This is a genomic window from Aeromonas eucrenophila (assembly GCF_000819865.1).
GTDB classification, from domain to species: domain Bacteria; phylum Pseudomonadota; class Gammaproteobacteria; order Enterobacterales; family Aeromonadaceae; genus Aeromonas; species Aeromonas eucrenophila.
Genome location: NZ_CDDF01000011.1, coordinates 201,350 through 219,223, shown reverse-complemented (window position 1 = coordinate 219,223; position 17,874 = coordinate 201,350). Strand labels below are relative to the sequence as shown.

At 62.2% G+C, this 17,874-nt stretch carries 12 protein-coding genes and 2 tRNA genes; 9 read left to right on the top strand and 5 right to left on the bottom strand.

Annotated features, from left to right (window positions below):
- The first annotated feature begins 92 nt into the window (after window positions 1-92).
- Complete coding sequence (gene tamA, locus BN1124_RS11335) at window positions 93-1,817, top strand: autotransporter assembly complex protein TamA (RefSeq protein ID WP_156128279.1); 1,725 nt, start codon at window positions 93-95, stop codon at window positions 1,815-1,817.
- Between the two features lie 186 nt (window positions 1,818-2,003).
- On the top strand, window positions 2,004-5,861 hold the full coding sequence (gene tamB / locus BN1124_RS11330; protein WP_042641948.1) for an autotransporter assembly complex protein TamB: 3,858 nt from the start codon (window positions 2,004-2,006) through the stop codon (window positions 5,859-5,861).
- Between the two features lie 142 nt (window positions 5,862-6,003).
- On the opposite strand, the gene BN1124_RS11325 is transcribed toward tamB, so the two are convergent.
- Window positions 6,004-6,088: transfer RNA gene (locus tag BN1124_RS11325), tRNA-Tyr, on the bottom strand.
- Between the two features lie 45 nt (window positions 6,089-6,133).
- Window positions 6,134-6,218: transfer RNA gene (locus BN1124_RS11320), tRNA-Tyr, on the bottom strand.
- 125 nt (window positions 6,219-6,343) lie between these two features.
- Between BN1124_RS11320 and BN1124_RS11315 the strand changes: the two genes are divergently transcribed.
- A complete protein-coding gene (locus BN1124_RS11315) occupies window positions 6,344-6,868 on the top strand; it encodes a VC2046/SO_2500 family protein (RefSeq protein ID WP_042641946.1) in 525 nt (174 codons plus the stop codon).
- 78 nt (window positions 6,869-6,946) lie between these two features.
- Here the strand turns inward: BN1124_RS11315 and hpf are convergent, their stop codons facing one another.
- A complete protein-coding gene (gene hpf, locus BN1124_RS11310; RefSeq protein ID WP_042641944.1) occupies window positions 6,947-7,291 on the bottom strand; it encodes a ribosome hibernation-promoting factor, HPF/YfiA family in 345 nt (114 codons plus the stop codon).
- Window positions 7,292-7,687: 396 nt separating this feature from the next.
- Here hpf and BN1124_RS11305 point away from each other — a divergent pair, with 396 nt between their 5' ends.
- The 5 genes from BN1124_RS11305 (at window position 7,688) to yciA (ending at window position 15,037) form a co-directional block, all read left to right on the top strand.
- Window positions 7,688-10,195 carry a putative bifunctional diguanylate cyclase/phosphodiesterase gene (locus BN1124_RS11305; protein ID WP_042641942.1) on the top strand — a complete coding sequence of 836 codons (2,508 nt, stop codon included), beginning with the start codon at window positions 7,688-7,690 and terminating at the stop codon, window positions 10,193-10,195.
- 84 nt (window positions 10,196-10,279) lie between these two features.
- Window positions 10,280-12,196: a transglycosylase SLT domain-containing protein gene (locus BN1124_RS11300; RefSeq protein WP_042641940.1), complete on the top strand. Its 1,917-nt coding sequence runs from the start codon at window positions 10,280-10,282 to the stop codon at window positions 12,194-12,196.
- Window positions 12,197-12,375: 179 nt separating this feature from the next.
- Window positions 12,376-13,374, top strand: coding sequence for a LacI family DNA-binding transcriptional regulator (locus tag BN1124_RS11295; protein WP_042641938.1), 999 nt, complete (start codon window positions 12,376-12,378; stop codon window positions 13,372-13,374).
- Between the two features lie 245 nt (window positions 13,375-13,619).
- Window positions 13,620-14,432 (top strand): NAD-dependent epimerase/dehydratase family protein, encoded by an 813-nt coding sequence (locus BN1124_RS11290; protein ID WP_042641936.1) that lies wholly within the window; start codon window positions 13,620-13,622, stop codon window positions 14,430-14,432.
- A 206-nt stretch (window positions 14,433-14,638) separates the two neighbouring features.
- Window positions 14,639-15,037: an acyl-CoA thioester hydrolase YciA gene (yciA, locus tag BN1124_RS11285; protein WP_033129340.1), complete on the top strand. Its 399-nt coding sequence runs from the start codon at window positions 14,639-14,641 to the stop codon at window positions 15,035-15,037.
- Between the two features lie 6 nt (window positions 15,038-15,043).
- On the opposite strand, the gene BN1124_RS11280 is transcribed toward yciA, so the two are convergent.
- On the bottom strand, window positions 15,044-15,268 hold the full coding sequence (locus BN1124_RS11280) for a hypothetical protein (protein ID WP_042641934.1): 225 nt from the start codon (window positions 15,266-15,268) through the stop codon (window positions 15,044-15,046).
- Between the two features lie 111 nt (window positions 15,269-15,379).
- On the opposite strand from BN1124_RS11280, the gene BN1124_RS11275 reads away from it, so the two are divergent.
- A complete protein-coding gene (locus BN1124_RS11275) occupies window positions 15,380-16,225 on the top strand; it encodes an endonuclease/exonuclease/phosphatase family protein (protein WP_042641932.1) in 846 nt (281 codons plus the stop codon).
- Between the two features lie 69 nt (window positions 16,226-16,294).
- Here BN1124_RS11275 and BN1124_RS11270 read toward each other — a convergent pair whose 3' ends face one another.
- Window positions 16,295-17,836, bottom strand: coding sequence for a lytic transglycosylase (locus BN1124_RS11270; RefSeq protein ID WP_042641930.1), 1,542 nt, complete (start codon window positions 17,834-17,836; stop codon window positions 16,295-16,297).
- Window positions 17,837-17,874 lie beyond the last annotated feature (38 nt).

The following is a 17,874-nucleotide window of genomic DNA, read 5'->3' as shown; positions in this document are numbered from 1 at the left end:
TATGACAGCTTTTTAATCATGTTATGCGGGGAAAATTACGTTTGACAGGATGCTATCCTATCCAGCCAGCAGGAAACCGATCGCTCCGGTGCATGCTTCGTCGTGGGCTGGCCCCGTGGGGGCTCGCGCTCTGCCTGTTGCTGCTGGTGACGCCCGCCATGGCGGCCAAACTGACCTACCAGATCAAGGGGGTCAAAGGGGAGCAGAAGGATAACGTCGAAGCCTACCTCAATGCCCTACCCGTCTATCAGGAGCGTCAGTATCGCCCCGCCCGCGCCAAGATCACCGAGAGCGTGCAGCAAGCCCTGCAGGTCTACGGCTACTACCAGCCCAAGATCACCCTGAGCCGCGACAAGCAAGCTCCCGCCAAGGTGGTGATCGCCATAGAGAAGGGCAAGCCTGTGCTCATCTCGCGCCTCGACATCCTGCTGGAAGGGGATGCGGGCAGTGACGAGGTCTACAGCGAGCTGCTGGACAAGCTGCCCCTCAAGGAGGGGGAGCCCCTCAACCATGGCAAGTACGAGTCCATCAAGGCGGATCTCGGCAGCCTGGGGCTGGCGCGCGGCTACTTTGACGCCAAGATCAGCAAGAGCCAGGTCAAGGTCTTCCCGGAGCAGGGCAAGGCCGAGATCTTCATCCTGTTCCGCTCAGGCCCCCGTTATCACTTCGGCGACATCCACTACGATGCGACGCCGGAGGCACTGCGCCTCATCCGGCCGCTGATCAACATCAAGAGCGGCGATCCCTATCTGGCGATCCGCCTCGCCGAGATGTCCCAGGATGTCTCCTCCACCAAGCTGTTCAAGCAGGTGGACATCAAACCCATGATCAGCCAGGCCGAGGGCAACCGGGTGCCGGTGCAGGTGACGCTCGCCAACCGGGTCGATCACGAGATCGAGACCGGTATCGGCTATGCCACCGACGTCGGGCCGCGGCTGAGCGCGACCTGGGAGAAACCCTGGGTCAACCGCTACGGCCACAGCCTCTCCAGTACCGCCAAGATCTCGGCCCCGGAGGCGGAGCTCAGCTTCGACTACCAGATCCCGGTGGGCAACCCGCTGCGGGACTATTACTCCCTGCAGGCGGGTTACCAGTACACCGACAACAACGATACCCGCTCCGATCTGGCCACCTTCGGCGTGCACCGCTGGACGCGGCGGCCGGAGAGCTGGGACAGAGACGTCTTCATCCGGTTGGAGAACGAGCGCTACGTGCAGGGTAACGACGAGGGGAACAGCCTGCTGCTGATCCCGGGTGTTTCCTGGTCGCGGCTGCGGGTGCGTGGTGGCCTGGTGCCGGACTGGGGGGATCGCCAGCAACTGACGATGGAGTTTTCCAGTCCTTACTGGGGCTCTGACATCAACTTCATGCGGGTGTGGGGGCGCAGCAAGTGGCTGCGGACTCTGGGGGAGGATCACCGCTTCCTGATGCGGGTCGAGCAGGGGGCCATCGTCGGCGACGACTTCTCCCTGGTGCCGCCTTCCCTGCGTTTCTTCACCGGTGGCGATCAGACCATCCGTGGCTACGGCTATGAGACCGTCTCTCCAAAGGGGGACGATGGCAAGCTGACCGGGGGCCGTTACACCAGCGTGGGCAGTCTGGAGTACAACTACCGCTTCAGCGACAAGTGGCTTGGCGCCCTGTTCGTGGATGGCGGCACCGCCACCAACGATTACAGCGAGGCCTGGAAGATAGGCACCGGGGTCGGGGTGCGCTGGGTAACCCCCATAGGTCAAGTCAGGCTGGATCTGGCGGTGGGGATCACCGAGGAAGACAAGCCGCTGCGGCTGCACTTCGCGCTGGGGCCTGAGCTATGAGGCAGCTACATACGCTATTTGTTAAAAGTTCAGCGAAACCTTGCGCTGAAAGTATCGCCATTTTCAATTTAATTATGCTGGTTCGGCCGCTGCGGCTGCATTTCTCGCTGAGGTCCCCATCGTGATCTGGATAAAACGTATTTTCTTGTGGCCGCTGAGTTTGTCCTCTTCCCAGGGGGTGGCACAGTGATCTGGATAAAACGCATCTTCCTCTGGCTGATGGGTCTGATCTTCCTGCTGCTCATCGGCGTCAGCCTGCTGGGTTTCACCCATCAGGGCAACAAGTGGCTGTGGCAACAGGCCAAGTCGGCGCTGCCGTCCCTCAAGGGGGAGCTGGTGGCCGGCCAGCTCGGGTACGGCTGGACCCTGGAAGGAGCCGGCTGGCAGGACGAGCTGGTGGATGTCACCGTCGATCGCGCCGTGCTGGACTGGGATCTCGGCAAGCTGCTGCAGGGCAAGCTCTGGATCAAGTCCCTGGAGGTCACCCACCCCGTGGTGCGGGTGGCCGAGTCCGAGCCGGTGGCCGAAGAGCCGACGGAGCCCTTCGTCTGGCGCCCGCTGCCGCTGCGCATCCAGTTTGACAGCCTCAAGGTGGCGGATCTGGATCTAGCCGTGCCTGGAGTAGCTGTCACCCTCAAGGCCCTCGACATAGGGGCGACCCTGGATCGCAAGGGGCTCATAGTGCGGGGGCCTGTGCTCGATGGACTCAACATAGTGCTGGCGGAGACCCCCGAGGAGCCTGCCGGCAAAAAGCCCGCCGACAAGGCAAAGCAGCCCGCCAAGGCGGCGCAGACCAAGGCGGCCACTGACAAGCAGGACAAACAAGACAAGCAAGACAAGCAGGGCAAGGATGTCTCCGTCGCGGCGGCCAAGCCGTCCGAGGGAACCAAGGCCGACAAGAACAGCAAGAGCAAGGCCGCCAGCAAGCCCGAGCCCATAGCGCTGCCCGCCATCCGCCTGCCATTCCCCATCCAGCTGGAAGGCCTGAACGCCACCAAGTTGCGTTACCAGCAAGGGGAGCTGATAGAGGGGCTCGACACCCTGCTGCTCAGCGCCACGGCCAAGGAGGAGCGCATCGATGTGCGCGAGCTCTCCCTGCGCCACGACATGGCCGATCTGGCCCTGAGTGGCCATGTCCGTCTGGTGGATGACTACCCCCTCGCGTTGACCCTGGACGCCAAGGCCCGCAAGGGGCTCAAGCAGTGGGAACTCGACACCGAGCAGGCAAAGCTGACCCTGGATGGTTCTGTGGGCAAGCTGGCGCTGGCGCTGCAGGCCAAGGGGCCGGTGGCCGCCAACCTCAAGGGGACCCTGGGGGCGCTGGATCCTGACTTGCCCTTCGATCTGGCGCTGGACTGGAAGCGCCTCGGCTGGCCGCTGCACAAGCCCGCCAAGGAGGAGCCGAGCTATCAGCTGGACAAGGGCAGCCTGAGTGCCAAGGGCAAGCTCTCTGGCTACCAGTTTGCCTTGAACACCGGCGGCAAGGGCACGGACGTGCCCCCCTTCAAGCTGGCCCTGTCCGGCAAGGGGGACCTGACCCAGCTCGGCCGCATCGAGCTGCTGCTCAATGCCCTGACCGGGGAGCTCAAGCTCGATGGCAAGCTGGCCTGGCGCAAGGGCGTCCAGTGGCAGGGCACCACCGAGTTCAAGGAGATCAACCCGGCCGAGCTGGTGCCCGAGATCAAGGGCAAGCTGGCGGGCAAGATAGTCAGCCGCTTCGAGATGACAGAGGCGGGCCACTGGCAGCTGGCCCTGCCCGAGCTCAAGGTCGATGGCAAGTTGAACCAGTATCCGTTGGCCCTCAAGGGGGAGCTCAGCGGCAACGACAAGATGGAATGGAAGATCCCGGCGCTGGCGCTGCAAAGCGGCCCCAACCAGCTGCAGGCCAAGGGCGCCCTCACGGCGCAAGCCTGGAAGCTGGATGCGGATATCGACGCGCCCGCCCTCGGCGGCATCTATCCCGGCCTCAAGGGGGACGTCAAGGGACAGGTGCGGCTCACCGGCAGCCAGAAGGCGCCGAGAGTGAACGCCGATCTGGCGTCCGGTCGCCTCTCCTATGCGGGAACAGTGCTAAAAGGGATCGCCATCAAGGGCAATGCCCTGGTGGGGGACAAACCCGCCGGTGAGCTGGCGCTGACGGTGGCGAGCCTGGTGCAGGGGACGACGGCCCTCTCCCAGCTCGCCCTGAACCTCCGCGGGGATCTCAATCGCCATGATCTGACCCTGACCATGAAAGGGGATCCGGTGGCCGCGGACTTGAGTCTGAATGGCGGCCTGCGCGGCGATCACTGGCGCGGAACCCTCTCGACCCTGAAGATGAAGACGCCCCTCAAGCGCTGGGAGCTGATGGCGCCCTGGGCGCTGGATCTGGCGCTGTCCAAACAGCAGCTGACCATGAGGGATCTCTGCCTGGGCTCCCAGGGCGCCAGTCTCTGCGTCAAGGGCAGCCAGATCTCCGCCGCCCAGGGCAGTCTGGAGTTTGCCCTCAATGCCCTCGATCTCAAGCGACTGCGCCCCTGGCTGCCGGACAACTTCCGCTGGCAGGCGGTGCTGTCGGCCGATGGCCGTGCCAGCTGGCGCGGCTCCCAACCGACCCTGCACGCCACCGTGCGTACCACGGCCGGTACCTTCATCGCCGACGAGCTCAAGACCGAGTACCAGCGGCTTGAACTCGGCGTCGATTTCGAACGCCAGCAGGCCGCCATCCGGCTCGACTTTGCCTCCAAGCAGATCGGCAACATCGACACGGATCTGCTGATCAAAGAGCCCGCCGGGCGGGGCCAGCTGTCGGGTCAGCTCAAATTTGACCAGCTCAAGCTCGCCACCTTCGCGCCGCTCATCCCCGAGGTGCGCTCCTTGCAGGGCTTCATCTCGGCGGATGCCCGCTTCGATGGCACCCTGAAGGCGCCCCTGCTGTATGGGGAGCTCGACCTGAAAGACGGCGAGGTGCAGACCCACTCCGACATGGTGACCCTCTCCAAGCTGGTGACCCGCCTCAAGATCCAGGGCAACAGAGCCGAACTCGATGGCACCATGATGGTGGGCAAGGGACCGCTCGCGCTGGGGGGCTGGCTGAGCTGGGCCCAGCAGCCCGTCACCGGCAGCCTCACCATCAAGGGCAAGGATCTGGAGGCGCAGTACCCGGGCATGGGCCGGGTGCGGGTGACCCCGGACATTGCCATCTCGCTCGGGGAGGAGACCAAAGTTAGCGGTCAGGTGGACATTCCCTGGTCGCGGATCCTGGTCAAGAGCCTGCCCGAAAGCGCGGTGGCCGTCTCCGATGATGTGACCGTGATCTACGACGATCTGCCGCCTGTCCCCAAGGCCGAGCCGCTGCCGATGGAGATCAAGCTCGCCATCCGGCTCGGTGACGATGTCCGGCTGGAGGCCATGGGGCTCAAGACCAAGATGACAGGGGCGCTGAACATTCGCCAGGATCCGTCCAAGCCGCTGTCGGGCAACGGTCAGCTGGAGCTGAAAGATGGGCGCTTCAAGGCCTATGGCCAGAACCTCATCATCAAGGAGGGTCGCATCCTGTTCTCCGGCCCCATCGATCAGCCCTACCTCAACATAGAGGCGAACCGGGATCCCGATACCATAGAGGACAATGTCACCGTCGGGGTGCGGGTGGCGGGACCCGCGGCCAAGCCGAAGATCACCGTCTACTCCGAGCCGCAGATGGCGCAGTCCGAGCAGCTCTCCTACCTGCTACGCGGCAAGGGGCTGCAGACCAGCGGTGAGGATGGCGGCTTCAACGGCCTGCTGGTGGCCGGCGCCGTCAGTCAGGCCAACGGGGTGGTCTCCAGCATAGGGGAGTCCCTCGGCATGAGCGACGTGGCCCTGGATACCGCCGGCAGCGGTGACGACACCCAGGTGACACTGTCGGCCTATCTGCTGCCCGGCCTGCAGTTCCAGTACGGGGTCGGGGTATTCAGCCCCATCGCCGAGTTCAAGCTGCGCTACGAGGTGCTGCCAAGGCTCTATCTGCAGGCGGTGAGCGGGGTGGCCCAGGCGGTGGATATCTTCTACCGCTTCACCCTGTGAGGGGAATAAGGAGTGTGACGACGGGAGGCCTTGGCCTCCCGTTTGCTATTGGCGACGGGGTATTGGGTAGCGAGGCGCTTGGGAGTGAACATGCCGGGGCTAAAAAGCGAAAACCCGGCGCTGGGCCGGGTTGTCTGAAGAATGGTGGAGGGAGAAGGATTCGAACCTTCGAAGGCAGAGCCGTCAGATTTACAGTCTGATCCCTTTGGCCGCTCGGGAACCCCTCCACGGGGTATTTCTCTATCGATGTGATACTGCTTTGTGCACTTGAATGGTGGAGGGAGAAGGATTCGAACCTTCGAAGGCAGAGCCGTCAGATTTACAGTCTGATCCCTTTGGCCGCTCGGGAACCCCTCCCCAAGTGCGAGCGCATACTAACAGATCTATCCGTGTTGTGAACCCCTCGACGGGGTTTTTTAATGCTCAAAGGTTGAGGTTGCCGGCCGATAAGCAATGAAACCTCCATTTCCAAGATTTATCTCATGCTGCCCAGTGCGATTCGTGATCGACTGCTCGTTGATGAAGCCCAGTTGGGCCAGCGCCTCAACCGGGATCTCCGACAAGGGGACAGGGCCGACTTCAGGCTGCACCTCGCCCTGCTGAGCGGGGCCGTCGAAGATCAGCCCTGGTTTGGCGACAAGCCGCTGGCCGCCCCTGGCGCCAGGGAGTGGCGTGCCCACTTCGGCTTGCCGGCGCAGGCACCCCTGCAGGGCAAATGGGATGATGCCGACGGCGGCGCACTCAACGAGCGCCTGCAGCAAGGGGGCTGCATGACGGATGTGCGGCTCTGGCTGGCATTGCGAACGCCCCCTCTGCTGAGCGAGGCGCCCGCCCTGGATCCCGCTGTGTATGACAATCTGTCGGCGCTGGGACGTGAGCGCTGGCAGGAGAAGCAAGCCACCCGGTCTCTGGCTTCGCAACCCAGAGAGGAAGAGCTCTCGCTGATGCTGCCTCTGCTCGATGAGCTGAAGAGTGGGGTCGATGCCAGGTTGCGATGGTTGGGGTGAGGAGGAGAGCGAGCGGACAACATGCAAAAAGGCGGGATGACCCGCCTTTTTGCTCAATGGATGGGATGACTGCCTGGATCAGGCGTCGGCTTCGTCAGGCTCCGTCTGGGGAATGTCCTTGCCTGCGGCGGCTGCGCGGCGAGCAAGGGGTTTCTCGGTGTGGCGATTGAGCTGGCGTTCCAGCTTCTGGCCCAGATCCGTGATGGCGGCGTACAGATCCTCGTGCTCTGCCTGTGCAAACAGCTTGCCGTTGGGGATGCCGGCGGTGGCCTCGACGATATAGGTCAAACGCTCCTTGGAGATGATCACATGGGGTGTGATAAGAGGCACTTGAAGACGCTCGAGCTTTTCAAAACGGGATTCGATGCGCTCGCGAATGGCTGGGGTGATGTCGATGATTTTGCTGGTGATTTCGATTTTCATATTGGCCCCCTTTGGGTCGTCTTGCTTGTGTCTTCACCTTCAGATTACCCATGTTGCCAGATTGAAATGTGATCTGTGTCACGAAATCAGGCCTTGGTTATCTAGCGATTTATAAATTGTGAGCTTTTCCCGTTTCATGCCAAAAACCGCTTGAGCTCCGCGAAACTGGCAGGCAGTATGACGAAACTAGGCTCGTCTCTGTCCCCTCTTGGCAGCGCCTTGTGTCGACCTGATGTCTGGTTTTTGCCGCTTAGTTTCGTATTTCCTCTGTCTATCCCCGTCACCGCATCGCAGCCTGACTGCCATGCGCGAATGGCGGTATGCGTAGAAGCGGATATTCCGCCCCCTCAAGCGAGCGGGGTGGATAACCTGGTTGCTGTAGTGTTGGAGTCGTAAATGAAGCAACAAGCCACCCAGATGATGTGGTTTTATGATCGGCAGCATGCGCAATGGAGCCTGTCTGATCATGTCTCTTGCCAGCCCTGGCAGGGGGAGGGGGCTCATCCCTGGGCCGGGCAACTGGCGCAAGAGGATGAATCCGGCTTCGCCGACTTTCTCTCCAGACTCTATCACTCGCGTCAACCTGGCCAGTTTATCGGCCACCTCTGCGACGAGAACGGCGCCGTGCACCACGTGCTCTGGAGCGGTCAGTACGTGCCAGCCCAGCAGGTGTGCTGTGGTTGGCTGGCGCCGCTGGACGGGGCCCATGGCGCCGAACTGCCGGACGGCCTGGTGCAACCCTCCCATCAGTTGCAAGACCCCCTGCTGACCCAGCTGGCCCAGGCCCTCTCCGCCAAGACCGGTCTCGATTTCTGCAACACCCTGGTCAACGAGCTTGCCCATATTCTGGGGGCCAATGCGGTCTGGCTGACGGAGCGCGTTGGCCGCGATCGGCTCAGGGTGCTGGCGGGCCACGGGATCGACCTCAAAGAATATGCCCTCGCCGACATGCCCTGTCAGCGGCTCTACCGGCAAGATGTGGTCGCCGTGAACCCCATCAGCGAGCCCCTGCAGGGCTGCACCAGCCTACCACCGGGCCAGCACTATTACGCTCAGCCCCTGCTCGATCGCCGGGGACAGGTCCTCGGCCATCTGGCATTGCTGTTCCCGAGCCAGACCCAGACCGCGAACCTGGGATCCGTGCTGACCATCTTCTCGGTGCGCATGGTGGCCGAGCTGGAGCGTCTGCAAAGCGATGCCCAGCTGCGCCTGTCGGCTGTGGCGTTCGAAACCCACGAAGGGATCATCATCACGGATCCCGACTTCAAGATCCTGCGGGTCAACAACGCCTTCAGCCAGATCACCGGTTTTGACAACCAGGGGGTGATAGGCCGCTACCTTGGCAATGACCTCTGGTCCGGGCTGGGGGGGCTTGGCTATGAGTTCAATGGCCTGGATCGCTGGCAGGGGGAGACCCTGCGGCTACACGCCGACGGTCATGGTTATCCCCAGTGGGAAATCGTCACGCCGGTGCAGGATGACAAGGGGGGCATCAGTCACTATGTCATCTTCTTTGAAGACATTTCGGAGCGCAAGGCGGCGGAGCGCCGCATTCAGGATCTCGCCTATTACGATGAGCTGACCGGTCTGCCCAATCGTCGCCAGCTCCATGAGACCCTGGCCCAGGCGTTCGTGGAGGCGAGCCGTGAGCACCTGATCGGCGCCCTGCTGTTCATCGATCTCGATCACTTCAAGACCATCAACGATTCCCTCGGTCACGCCACCGGCGACTGGCTGCTCAAAGAGGTGGCCAGCCGCCTCAAGCGGTTGGTGCGCCAAGGAGATTGCCTGGCGCGGCTCGGCGGCGACGAGTTCGTGTTGTTGCTGCCTTCCCTCTCCATCAGCCCCCCCCAGGCGGAGATGCAGGCCGACCTCATCGCCGAGCGGCTCATCGGCGAGATTGCCGCGCCCTACAGCCATGGCGGCCAGGTGCTGCACATCGGCGCCAGCGTGGGCATTACTTTGTTCCCCGGGCGGGAGCAGGAGGCGGGGGACCTGCTCAAGCAGGCGGACACCGCCATGTATCAGGCCAAGTCGGCGGGCCGCAAGACCCGGCGCTTCTTCGATGCCTCCATGCAGTTGCAGGCCGATCGCCGTCTGCTCATTCACAACGAGCTGCGTAGCGCCCTCAACAATCAGGAGCTGACGCTCCACTATCAGCCCCAGCACATGGTGGAGGGGGGGGACATCATAGGGGTGGAGGCGCTGATCCGCTGGCAACCCCCTGGCCGCGCGCTGGTCTCGCCCGCCGAGTTCATCCCCATCGCCGAGGAGACGGATCTCATCGTCGACATCGGCAACTGGGTGCTGCACGAGGCGTGCGCCCAATATGTCTCCTGGGAGGAGAACGGGATCCACGTGCCTCAGCTGTCGGTCAATGTCAGCGCCAAGCAGTTCCATGCCCATGACTTCGTCGATTGCATTCACGACGTGCTGGCCGCCACCGGTATGGATCCCGCCTGTCTGAACCTGGAGATCACCGAGTCCGTGGTGCTCGGTCATGCGGAGGACACCATCAGCAAGATGGCCGAGCTCAAGACCCTCGGCATCAGCTTTGCCATCGACGATTTCGGCGCCGGTTACTCCTCCCTGAGCTACCTCAAGCGACTGCCGGCGGACGAGCTCAAGATAGATCGCTCCTTCATCCAGGACATCCCCAAGGATGGCGACAACATGGCCATCGTCGAGGCGGTGATCGCCATGGCCCGTCACATGGGCTTCAACGTGACGGCCGAGGGGGTCGAGTCGCGCCAGCAGTTGGAATTCCTGCAGGCGCAGGGCTGTCATTTCTTCCAGGGCTATCTCGCCTCCAAGCCGCTGCCAGTGCCCTATCTGGAGCGCTATATCAGCCGGCTGACGCGCCACGACCGCAACCCCCAGACCGATAAAAATAGTGTGGCGTAGCCCCCATATTTAACGGGTAGAATGAAAGCCATGTCACCACCGCCAACGGGCGGTGGTTGTGCCTCTCAAGGGAGAACGCTATTCGTGAAAGCCGTCTGGGGAATCATCTTATCGGCGCTGTGCCTGCCTGGGCTGCTGCCGCAAGCCTCTGCTCAAACCATGGAGCAATCCCTCTACCGTCAGGCCTATGACGCGGTGCGGGCGGACGATCAGGCCCGTTTCCAGCAGATCCGTGCCCGCTTGACCCATTATCCGCTGCTGCCCTATCTGGATTACTACCAGTTGGCGTTCCGGCCGGGGGCGGCGGACTACGACGATGTGACCCGTTTTATTCGCCAGCACGGGGACACGCCCCAGTCCAACCGGCTGGAGCGCAGCTATCTCACCTACCTGGCCCAGAGCCAGCAGTGGTCCCAGTTCCTGCGCTTCTACCCGGCCAAGCCGAGCTCCACCGACTTGCTCTGCATGCACTATCAGGCGCGCTACTACACCGGACAGCGGACACAAGCCCTGAATGAAGCAGATAAGCTCTGGCTGAGCGGCCAATCCAGGCCCGATGCCTGCGATCCCCTGTTCCAGCTCTGGCAACAGGCCGGTTTGCGCACTCAGGATAAGATCTGGCAGCGGATGAAGCTGGCGTTCGAGGCGCAAAATCCCGATCTCATCCGTCACCTTGGCGCCCAGCTGAGCGGCAACCTGAAACCCTATGGGGATCAGATGATCGCCCTGTTCGATCAACCCGCCAGGGCGATGAACCCGGCCAACTTCACGGCGGCGCCCCAATCCAGACACCTGCTCGCCCTGGGGCTGGCTCGGTATGCCAATCAGGAGCCCGAGGCCGTGCTCCGCCAGCTGGGCGAGATGAAGCGCCGCTTCGGCCTGAATCAGACCGAGGTAGCGGCCGTGGAGCGCGCCGCCGCCCGTCGTCTGCTGCTGGACAGATCCACTGCCCAGCGCGGCTGGCTGGATGGAACCCTGGCGCGCAGCAAGGATGCCGAGCTGCTGGAGCTGCGGGCGCGGCTCGCCATCTGGGAAGAGGATTGGCGTGGGCTCGACGGCTGGGTCAAGAAGATGCCGATGGCGCTGCAGAAGGAGGATCGCTGGCGTTACTGGCTGGCTCGCTCCCTCGAGGTGAAGGGCCAGCAGAAGGCGGCGCGGGATCTCTATCTCGAGACCGCCAACCTGCGCGGCTTCTATGGCTTCATGGCGGCCCAGCGCACCGGCGTGCCTTATCGCATCAAGAACCAGAGCTCGGCGCACAAGGTGCCGGACTGGCGCACGGCGAGCAGCCGCTGGCCCTTCCTGCTGCGAGTGCGCGAGCTGCTGGACATGAACGAGATCACGGCGGCACGCTCTGAGTGGATCCACAACATGGATCGCAACCCGGTGGCTCAGCGCCTCGAGTTTGGTCACATCGCCCTCAATCAGGGCTGGCATGAGCTGGCGATCCTCTCCAGCATCCGGGCCGAGGCCTGGGACGCGCTCGACTTGCGCTTCCCGCTGCCGCTCAAGCGCACCTTCTCCCAGATGGCGCAGGAGCGCACCATGAACACCAGCCTGCTCTACGCCATCTCCCGTCAGGAGAGCGCCCTCTATCCGCTGGCGCAGTCGCCGGTCGGGGCCCGTGGCCTGATGCAACTGATGCCGGCCACCGCCAAGGAGACGGCCGCCAAGCTGGGGGTGCCCTATCGCAACGAGCAGCAGCTGTTCGATCCGGCCATGAACATCCGGCTCGGCAGTGCCTACCTCAAGCGCCTGCTGGATGTGTATGACGGCAACCGGATCCTGGCGGCGGCGGCCTATAACGCTGGGCCCGGCCGGGTCAAACGCTGGCGCGATCAGAGCGAGAACAAGCCGATGGACGTCTGGGTGGAGAGCATTCCCTATCGGGAGACGCGCAACTACGTCCAGAACGTGCTCTCCTTCGATCTCATCTATCAGCACAAGCTGCAGCAGCCCCTGCGTTTCATGTCGGAACGCGAGCTGAATCACGCCTATTGAGAATGGGAGGCAGTCGTCACGGCGGTTGCCTCCCATTCTTGCCTCAAAATGGTTATCATCCCTTAAGCTTTGTTACAAAAGGAAACCTGCCAGGTGATCGGGCACCGCATCTTGGGCTGGCAGGTTCGATACAATAGCCCGATCAACACAGACAGGCTTCCCCAACAAAGGAATTGAGAGTGGCAACGATCAAAGATGTGTCTCAGCTGGCGAATGTGTCCATTTCGACGGTGTCGCGAGTCATCAACAACACGGCGCAGGTCGCCCCCGAGAAGCGCGAGGCTGTCCTCGCGGCCATGAAAGAGCTGAGTTTCCGTCCCAACAGCTTTGCCCAGGCCCTGGTGAGCAAACGTTCCAACTGCATCGGCGTGCTGGTGGGGGATCTCTGTGGTGGCCCCTTCTTCGCCCAGATGATGCGCGGCATCGAGAGCATGGTCGACAAGGCGAACAAGTTCACCATAGTGGTGTCCGGCAACCACGATGCGACCCGCGAGCGGCACGCCATCCAGGCGCTGCTGCAGCGCCAGTGTGATGCCCTGATCCTGCACAGCAAGGCGCTGCCGGATGCCGAGCTGATCGAACTGGCGACGGGCTCCACCCCCATCGTCTTCATCAACCGTCAGGTGCCGGGTTGCGAGGATCGCTGCGTCTGGCTGGACAACCAGGCGGGCATCACCACCGCCTGTCAGCATCTGCTGGATGCGGGCCACCGCAAGATTGCCTTCGTCACCTCGGATGATGAGGAGTTCGTCGATGGCCAGCAGCGTATGGCGGGCTACAGGGTCGCCCTGCAGCGAGCCGGCATCGAGCTGGATCAGACCCTGATCGGTCGCGCCTATGCCGATGAGAAGGGTGGCTATGTGGCCATGACAGAATTGCTGGAACGCGGGGTCGAGTTCAGCGCCGTGCTGGGTTTCAACGACGCCATGGTGGCGGGGGCCATCTCCTGTCTGCTGGAGCGCGGCTACAAGATCCCGCAGCAGGTGTCGGTGGTCGGCTTCGATGACATTCCCTACGCCCGCTACATCTACCCCAAGCTCACTACTGTGCGCTACCCCATCGAAGAGATGGGCGAGCGGGCCGCGGAGCTGGCCTTGCGGTTGCTGGATCACAAGCCGGTCGACGGCCTGGCACTCAAGTTCGAGGCAGAACTGGTGCCCCGCGAATCCGTCGCCTGAGCAAGAGATTGGCCCTGAACGGGCCAATTTATTCGCAAAACATTGAAAGCGCTTTCAGAAATCCTTTTCAACTGTGATCCGCTTCAAAGCTTTTTGACCGCGCTGCCACTAGGATAGGCCCACGAATTAGGAGCGTGCGCTCCCGATTTTCCCGCTGTGGGAGGTAACTGGTTAATCCAGCTATTTCCTTCGTTACTTTCGACGGTCATCATGGATGGCCGTTTTTTTTTGCCAGGATTTTACCGATGACAGTCGAGAGTGAATATCAGACGGGAATAGTGGGGGCTGGCTGGCTGGGATTGCCGCTGGCGAAGGCGCTGCAGGCGCAGGGTCAATCGGTCGCGGTGACGGTCAGCTCGAGCGAGAAGGCCGCGCGCCTGACGGCCGAAGGGATACCGGCCTGGTCGCTGCAACTGTCGGCCCAGCTGGACGCCTTGCCGTTTCACTGCCGCGAGCTGGTTGTCTGCGTGCCGCCGAGCAAGACGGAAGATTATCCGGCCGCGGTGGCACGGCTCTGCCAGCTGGCCAGGGCGGCGGGCACGCAGCGGGTGCTGTTCATCAGCGCCACCTCGGTGTGGGCACCGGGGCAGGGGGAGGACGAAGCCCCTCAACCTGCCCATTCTCGCGGGATGCGGATGCTGGCCGCCGAGCAGGCGGTGCTGGGCGCAGGTTTTGAGTGCGCCATGGTGCTGCGTCCCGCCGGTCTCTATGGCCCGGATCGCCATCCCGGCCGTTTCCTCGCAGGCAAGACGCTGGCGGGGGGCGCTCAAGCGGTGAATCTGGTGCACCTGGACGACGTGGTGGCAGCCAGTCTGCTGATGCTGGCACAAGGGCAGGATGGGGACGCCTACAACCTGAGTGCCCCTGTGCACCCCAGGCGCGAGCAGCTCTATCCCTTTGCCTCGCGCCTGCTCGGGTTGGCGCCGCCGACCTTCACCGAGCCGGGCGGCGACTTTGCCCCCATCGAGGGGCAACGGATCTGCCAGCGGCTCGGTTTCGTCTACCGCTGGCCGGATCCGGCCCACTGGTTTGCGGATCCAGTAGCACAATCAGATTGAAAAAAGATAGGGCTCAATATTATCTGCTGCATTTTATCCAAGAGCCTGGCGGGTAATTGCGATTTGCCAAGGTCGGGATCGCCCCCTATCATGCCTCACCCATAGCCTGAAGTGCGGTCATGTGGCGCTCTATACCCGGCCTGCCTCGATGGGACGCCGGGATTTCGCCGCCATACCGCCATTCATACCAGTCATAGAGAGTCGTAATGATGGTCGATACCAAGCGTCACCCCGATGGGGAACTGCTGCTGAGAACCTTGGCAATGCCAGCCGATACCAACCCCAATGGTGATATCTTCGGGGGCTGGATCATGTCCCAGATGGATATAGGTGGGGGCATCATGGCCAAGGAGCTGGCAAAGGGGCGCATCTGTACCGTGTCGGTCGAAGGCATGACTTTTCACAGTCCGGTCAAGGTGGGGGATGTGGTGTGCTGCTACGGCCGCTGCCTGAAGGTAGGGCGCAGCTCCATGCGCCTCAAGCTGGAAGTCTGGGTCAAGCCGGTGCTGCGGGAGAATGAAGCCCAGCGCTACTGCGTGACCGAGGGAGTCTTCACCTACGTCGCCATCGACGATCAGGGTAAATCCCGCCCCGTCCCGGTCTGATCCCGCTCAGATGATCCGGGCGCTGATGATGGATATTTCCTGCTCAAGCCCGGTTTTTTGCCGTATCATGCGCTCCAGCATCTCTTCCGAGCCGACGCATTGAGTGGCGTCAAACAGGCAGAGATCGCACTGGGGATCCCGCCTGATCTGGTAGACGGTGGAGAGCTCCACTTGATGACAAGTTCCTTGTTGATCATAAAATGTCACGCGGTACTGGTGCTGTCTCGCCATTGCGGGATCCCTCATGGATGAGTCGGGCCGGACACGAATAATGAGACTAGTCGGCGACCATGACACTTGTGTTGGTCATGGCCGGTTGCAGAGGCAGGTGATTGTTAGCCAATGAAAAATAGTTATCGGATTCTGGGGACTTCCCTGCTGACGCTGGGATTGGTCGGTTGTTTCGAGGTGCCTGATCAGGATCATCTGGTCACGGCGGCGGGCATAGTGCCCGGCGTCAATTGCCAGCAACCGCCGCTGGTGGCGCTGGCGTCCACCGCCTTGCCCCGCGAGTTCGGCATCACCGTCTGGAATCTCTACAAGGGTCAGCGCAAGAACTGGCGCGAGGGGCTGGACGAGTATGCCAAGTCCCAGGATCTGGTGTTGCTGCAGGAGTCGGTCACCCGGCCCGAGATGCTGGACTGGCTCAAGACCGGTGACTTCCAGTGGCAGCAACTACAGGCCTTCACCCAGGGCGGTGTCTCCTTCGGCGTCATGACGGTGGCCAAGACACCTCAAGCCTTCGTCTGTGGCGTGCGCTCTCCCGAGCCGCTGCTGCGTATTCCCAAGTCCGGTCTGGTGAGCCTGTACCCCTTGCAGGGCGATCCTGACGGTGTGTTGGTGGTGAACCTGCATGCGGTCAACTTCGAGCTGGGCATGGCCACCTTCCGCGAGCAGATCAACGATCTGACGGCGCTCGTTCATCGCCATCAGGGGCCGGTCATCCTGGCGGGGGATTTCAACACCTGGAGTGACAAGCGAGAGTTCTGGTTGAACAAGCTGGTGGGGGAGCTGGGCCTGCAGGAAGCCATCCCGGTGCCTGACTTGCGCCGCACCGCCTTCGGCCGCCCGCTGGATCACCTCTACTACCGCAACCTGGATCTGGTGGAAGTGAGTTCACCCGCCACCGATGCCTCGGATCACAATCCCATCATGGCGCGCTTCGCGGCTCAGGCCATCACCCCCTGATCGGAGCCGGATAGCAGACAAAAAAATACCCCGCACCAGGCGGGGTATTTTTTTATTGGGTCTCGGCCATCAGCTGTTGTTCTTCACGAACAGGGTCAGCTCCTGACCCGGCTTGAGGTTGTCACTCTTGCCGATCTGATTCCAGCGCATCACGTCGTTGACGGCGACCTGGAAGCGGGCTGCGATGGAGGAGAGGGAATCTCCACGACGAACCTGATAGACCATGGACTTGTTGCTGCCCTTGCCCTGCTTGGGCCAGACCACCAGTTTCATGCCCGGCTTCAGGGCCGACTTGGCATTCAATCCGTTCCACTTGGCCAGGTCGGTGTGTGCCACACCGTGCGCCTGACTGATGCTCCACAGGTTGTCGCCAGAGCGCACCTGGTAGTTCACCTTGTTGCCACTGCGGCTGGCCAGCTGCTGCGGCTTGCTCTGGGCGACCTGGCTCGATGTGCCGCCGTTGGGGATCACCAGGCTCTGGCCACGGCGCAGGTTGGTGCCACGCAGGTTGTTGGCGAGCTTGAGCTGCTGCACGCTCACCCCGTGGTTCTGGGCGATGCGGGAGAGCGTATCGCCGCTGGTGACCTGATAGGAGCGTACGCCACGGGTGCGTTCACGCTTGGGCAGGTCGGCCAGCGCCAGTTCCAGGGTGTCGGCATACTCGACCGGCACCAGCAGGTTGTAAGGCCCCTGCGGCGACGTCGTGCCACGCTTGAGCGCGGGATTGAGTGCCTTGAGCTGGGAGGCGGATACCCCCGCCAACTGGGCGGCCACGTTCAGATCGATTTGACCACCGGTGTTGATGGTCCGCAGCTGCGGCTTGTTGGCCAGCACCGGCAGCGGGACATTGTACTTGTCCGCGTTGCGGATCATGTCCGCCATGGCCAAGATCTTGGGCACATACATCCGGGTCTCGCGGGGCAAGTCCAGAGACCAGTAGTCGGTCGGTCGACCGGCCTTCTGGTTGCGGATGATGGCGTTGCGCACGCGGCCTTCACCGGCGTTGTAGGCGGCCAGCGTCTGCAACCAGTCACCGTCGAAGAAGCGGTTCAGGTATTCCAGATAATCCAGCGCCGCGTTGGTGGACGCAATCACATCACGACGGCCGTCATACCAGTTGTCGTGGCGCAGGCCGAAGTTTCTGCCGGTGGCAGGCACAAATTGCCAAAGACCGACCGCATTGCTGCGGGAGCGGGCATTGGGATCGAAGGTGCTCTCGATCATGGGGATGGTAATAAGCTCCATTGGCAGCTCACGCCGTTCGATTTCCTCTACCATCAGATACAGGTAGGGCTCAGCCCGGCTGGCAATGGTCGCCATATGCTTATCATTACGCAGTAACCAATCACGCTGTTGGCGGACCCGGGCATTATCATGCGAGTCCAGCTGCATATCATCGCTGATACGCACCCACAGGTTATCGGTGTCATCCATCTCTTCTAACTGCTCGTCGCCGAACAGCATTCTGGAAGAGTGTTTCTTGTACGTTTTCTTGCTGACTTGGGGGGATTTGATCGGCTCGATTGCCGTTACCGCCCGGTCATCCTGATGGCTCAGGTTTTGACAGCCGCTGAGAAACAGCGCCGCCAATAAGGCCGTTCGTAGCTTCATCTCGCTCAGGTCATCTATTGAAAAACAGCTCGCATCAT

What these genes read in the sequence shown, in the direction of transcription:
- tamA (WP_156128279.1), top strand. Translation starts at nt 93, where the DNA reads ATGCTTCGTCGTGGGCTGGCCCCGTGGGGGCTCGCGCTCTGCCTGTTG.
- BN1124_RS11315 (WP_042641946.1), top strand. Translation starts at nt 6,344, where the DNA reads ATGCTGCCCAGTGCGATTCGTGATCGACTGCTCGTTGATGAAGCCCAG.
- hpf (WP_042641944.1), bottom strand. Translation starts at nt 7,291, where the DNA reads ATGAAAATCGAAATCACCAGCAAAATCATCGACATCACCCCAGCCATT.
- BN1124_RS11305 (WP_042641942.1), top strand. Translation starts at nt 7,688, where the DNA reads ATGAAGCAACAAGCCACCCAGATGATGTGGTTTTATGATCGGCAGCAT.
- BN1124_RS11290 (WP_042641936.1), top strand. Translation starts at nt 13,620, where the DNA reads ATGACAGTCGAGAGTGAATATCAGACGGGAATAGTGGGGGCTGGCTGG.
- yciA (WP_033129340.1), top strand. Translation starts at nt 14,639, where the DNA reads ATGATGGTCGATACCAAGCGTCACCCCGATGGGGAACTGCTGCTGAGA.
- BN1124_RS11280 (WP_042641934.1), bottom strand. Translation starts at nt 15,268, where the DNA reads ATGGCGAGACAGCACCAGTACCGCGTGACATTTTATGATCAACAAGGA.
- BN1124_RS11275 (WP_042641932.1), top strand. Translation starts at nt 15,380, where the DNA reads ATGAAAAATAGTTATCGGATTCTGGGGACTTCCCTGCTGACGCTGGGA.
- BN1124_RS11270 (WP_042641930.1), bottom strand. Translation starts at nt 17,836, where the DNA reads ATGAAGCTACGAACGGCCTTATTGGCGGCGCTGTTTCTCAGCGGCTGT.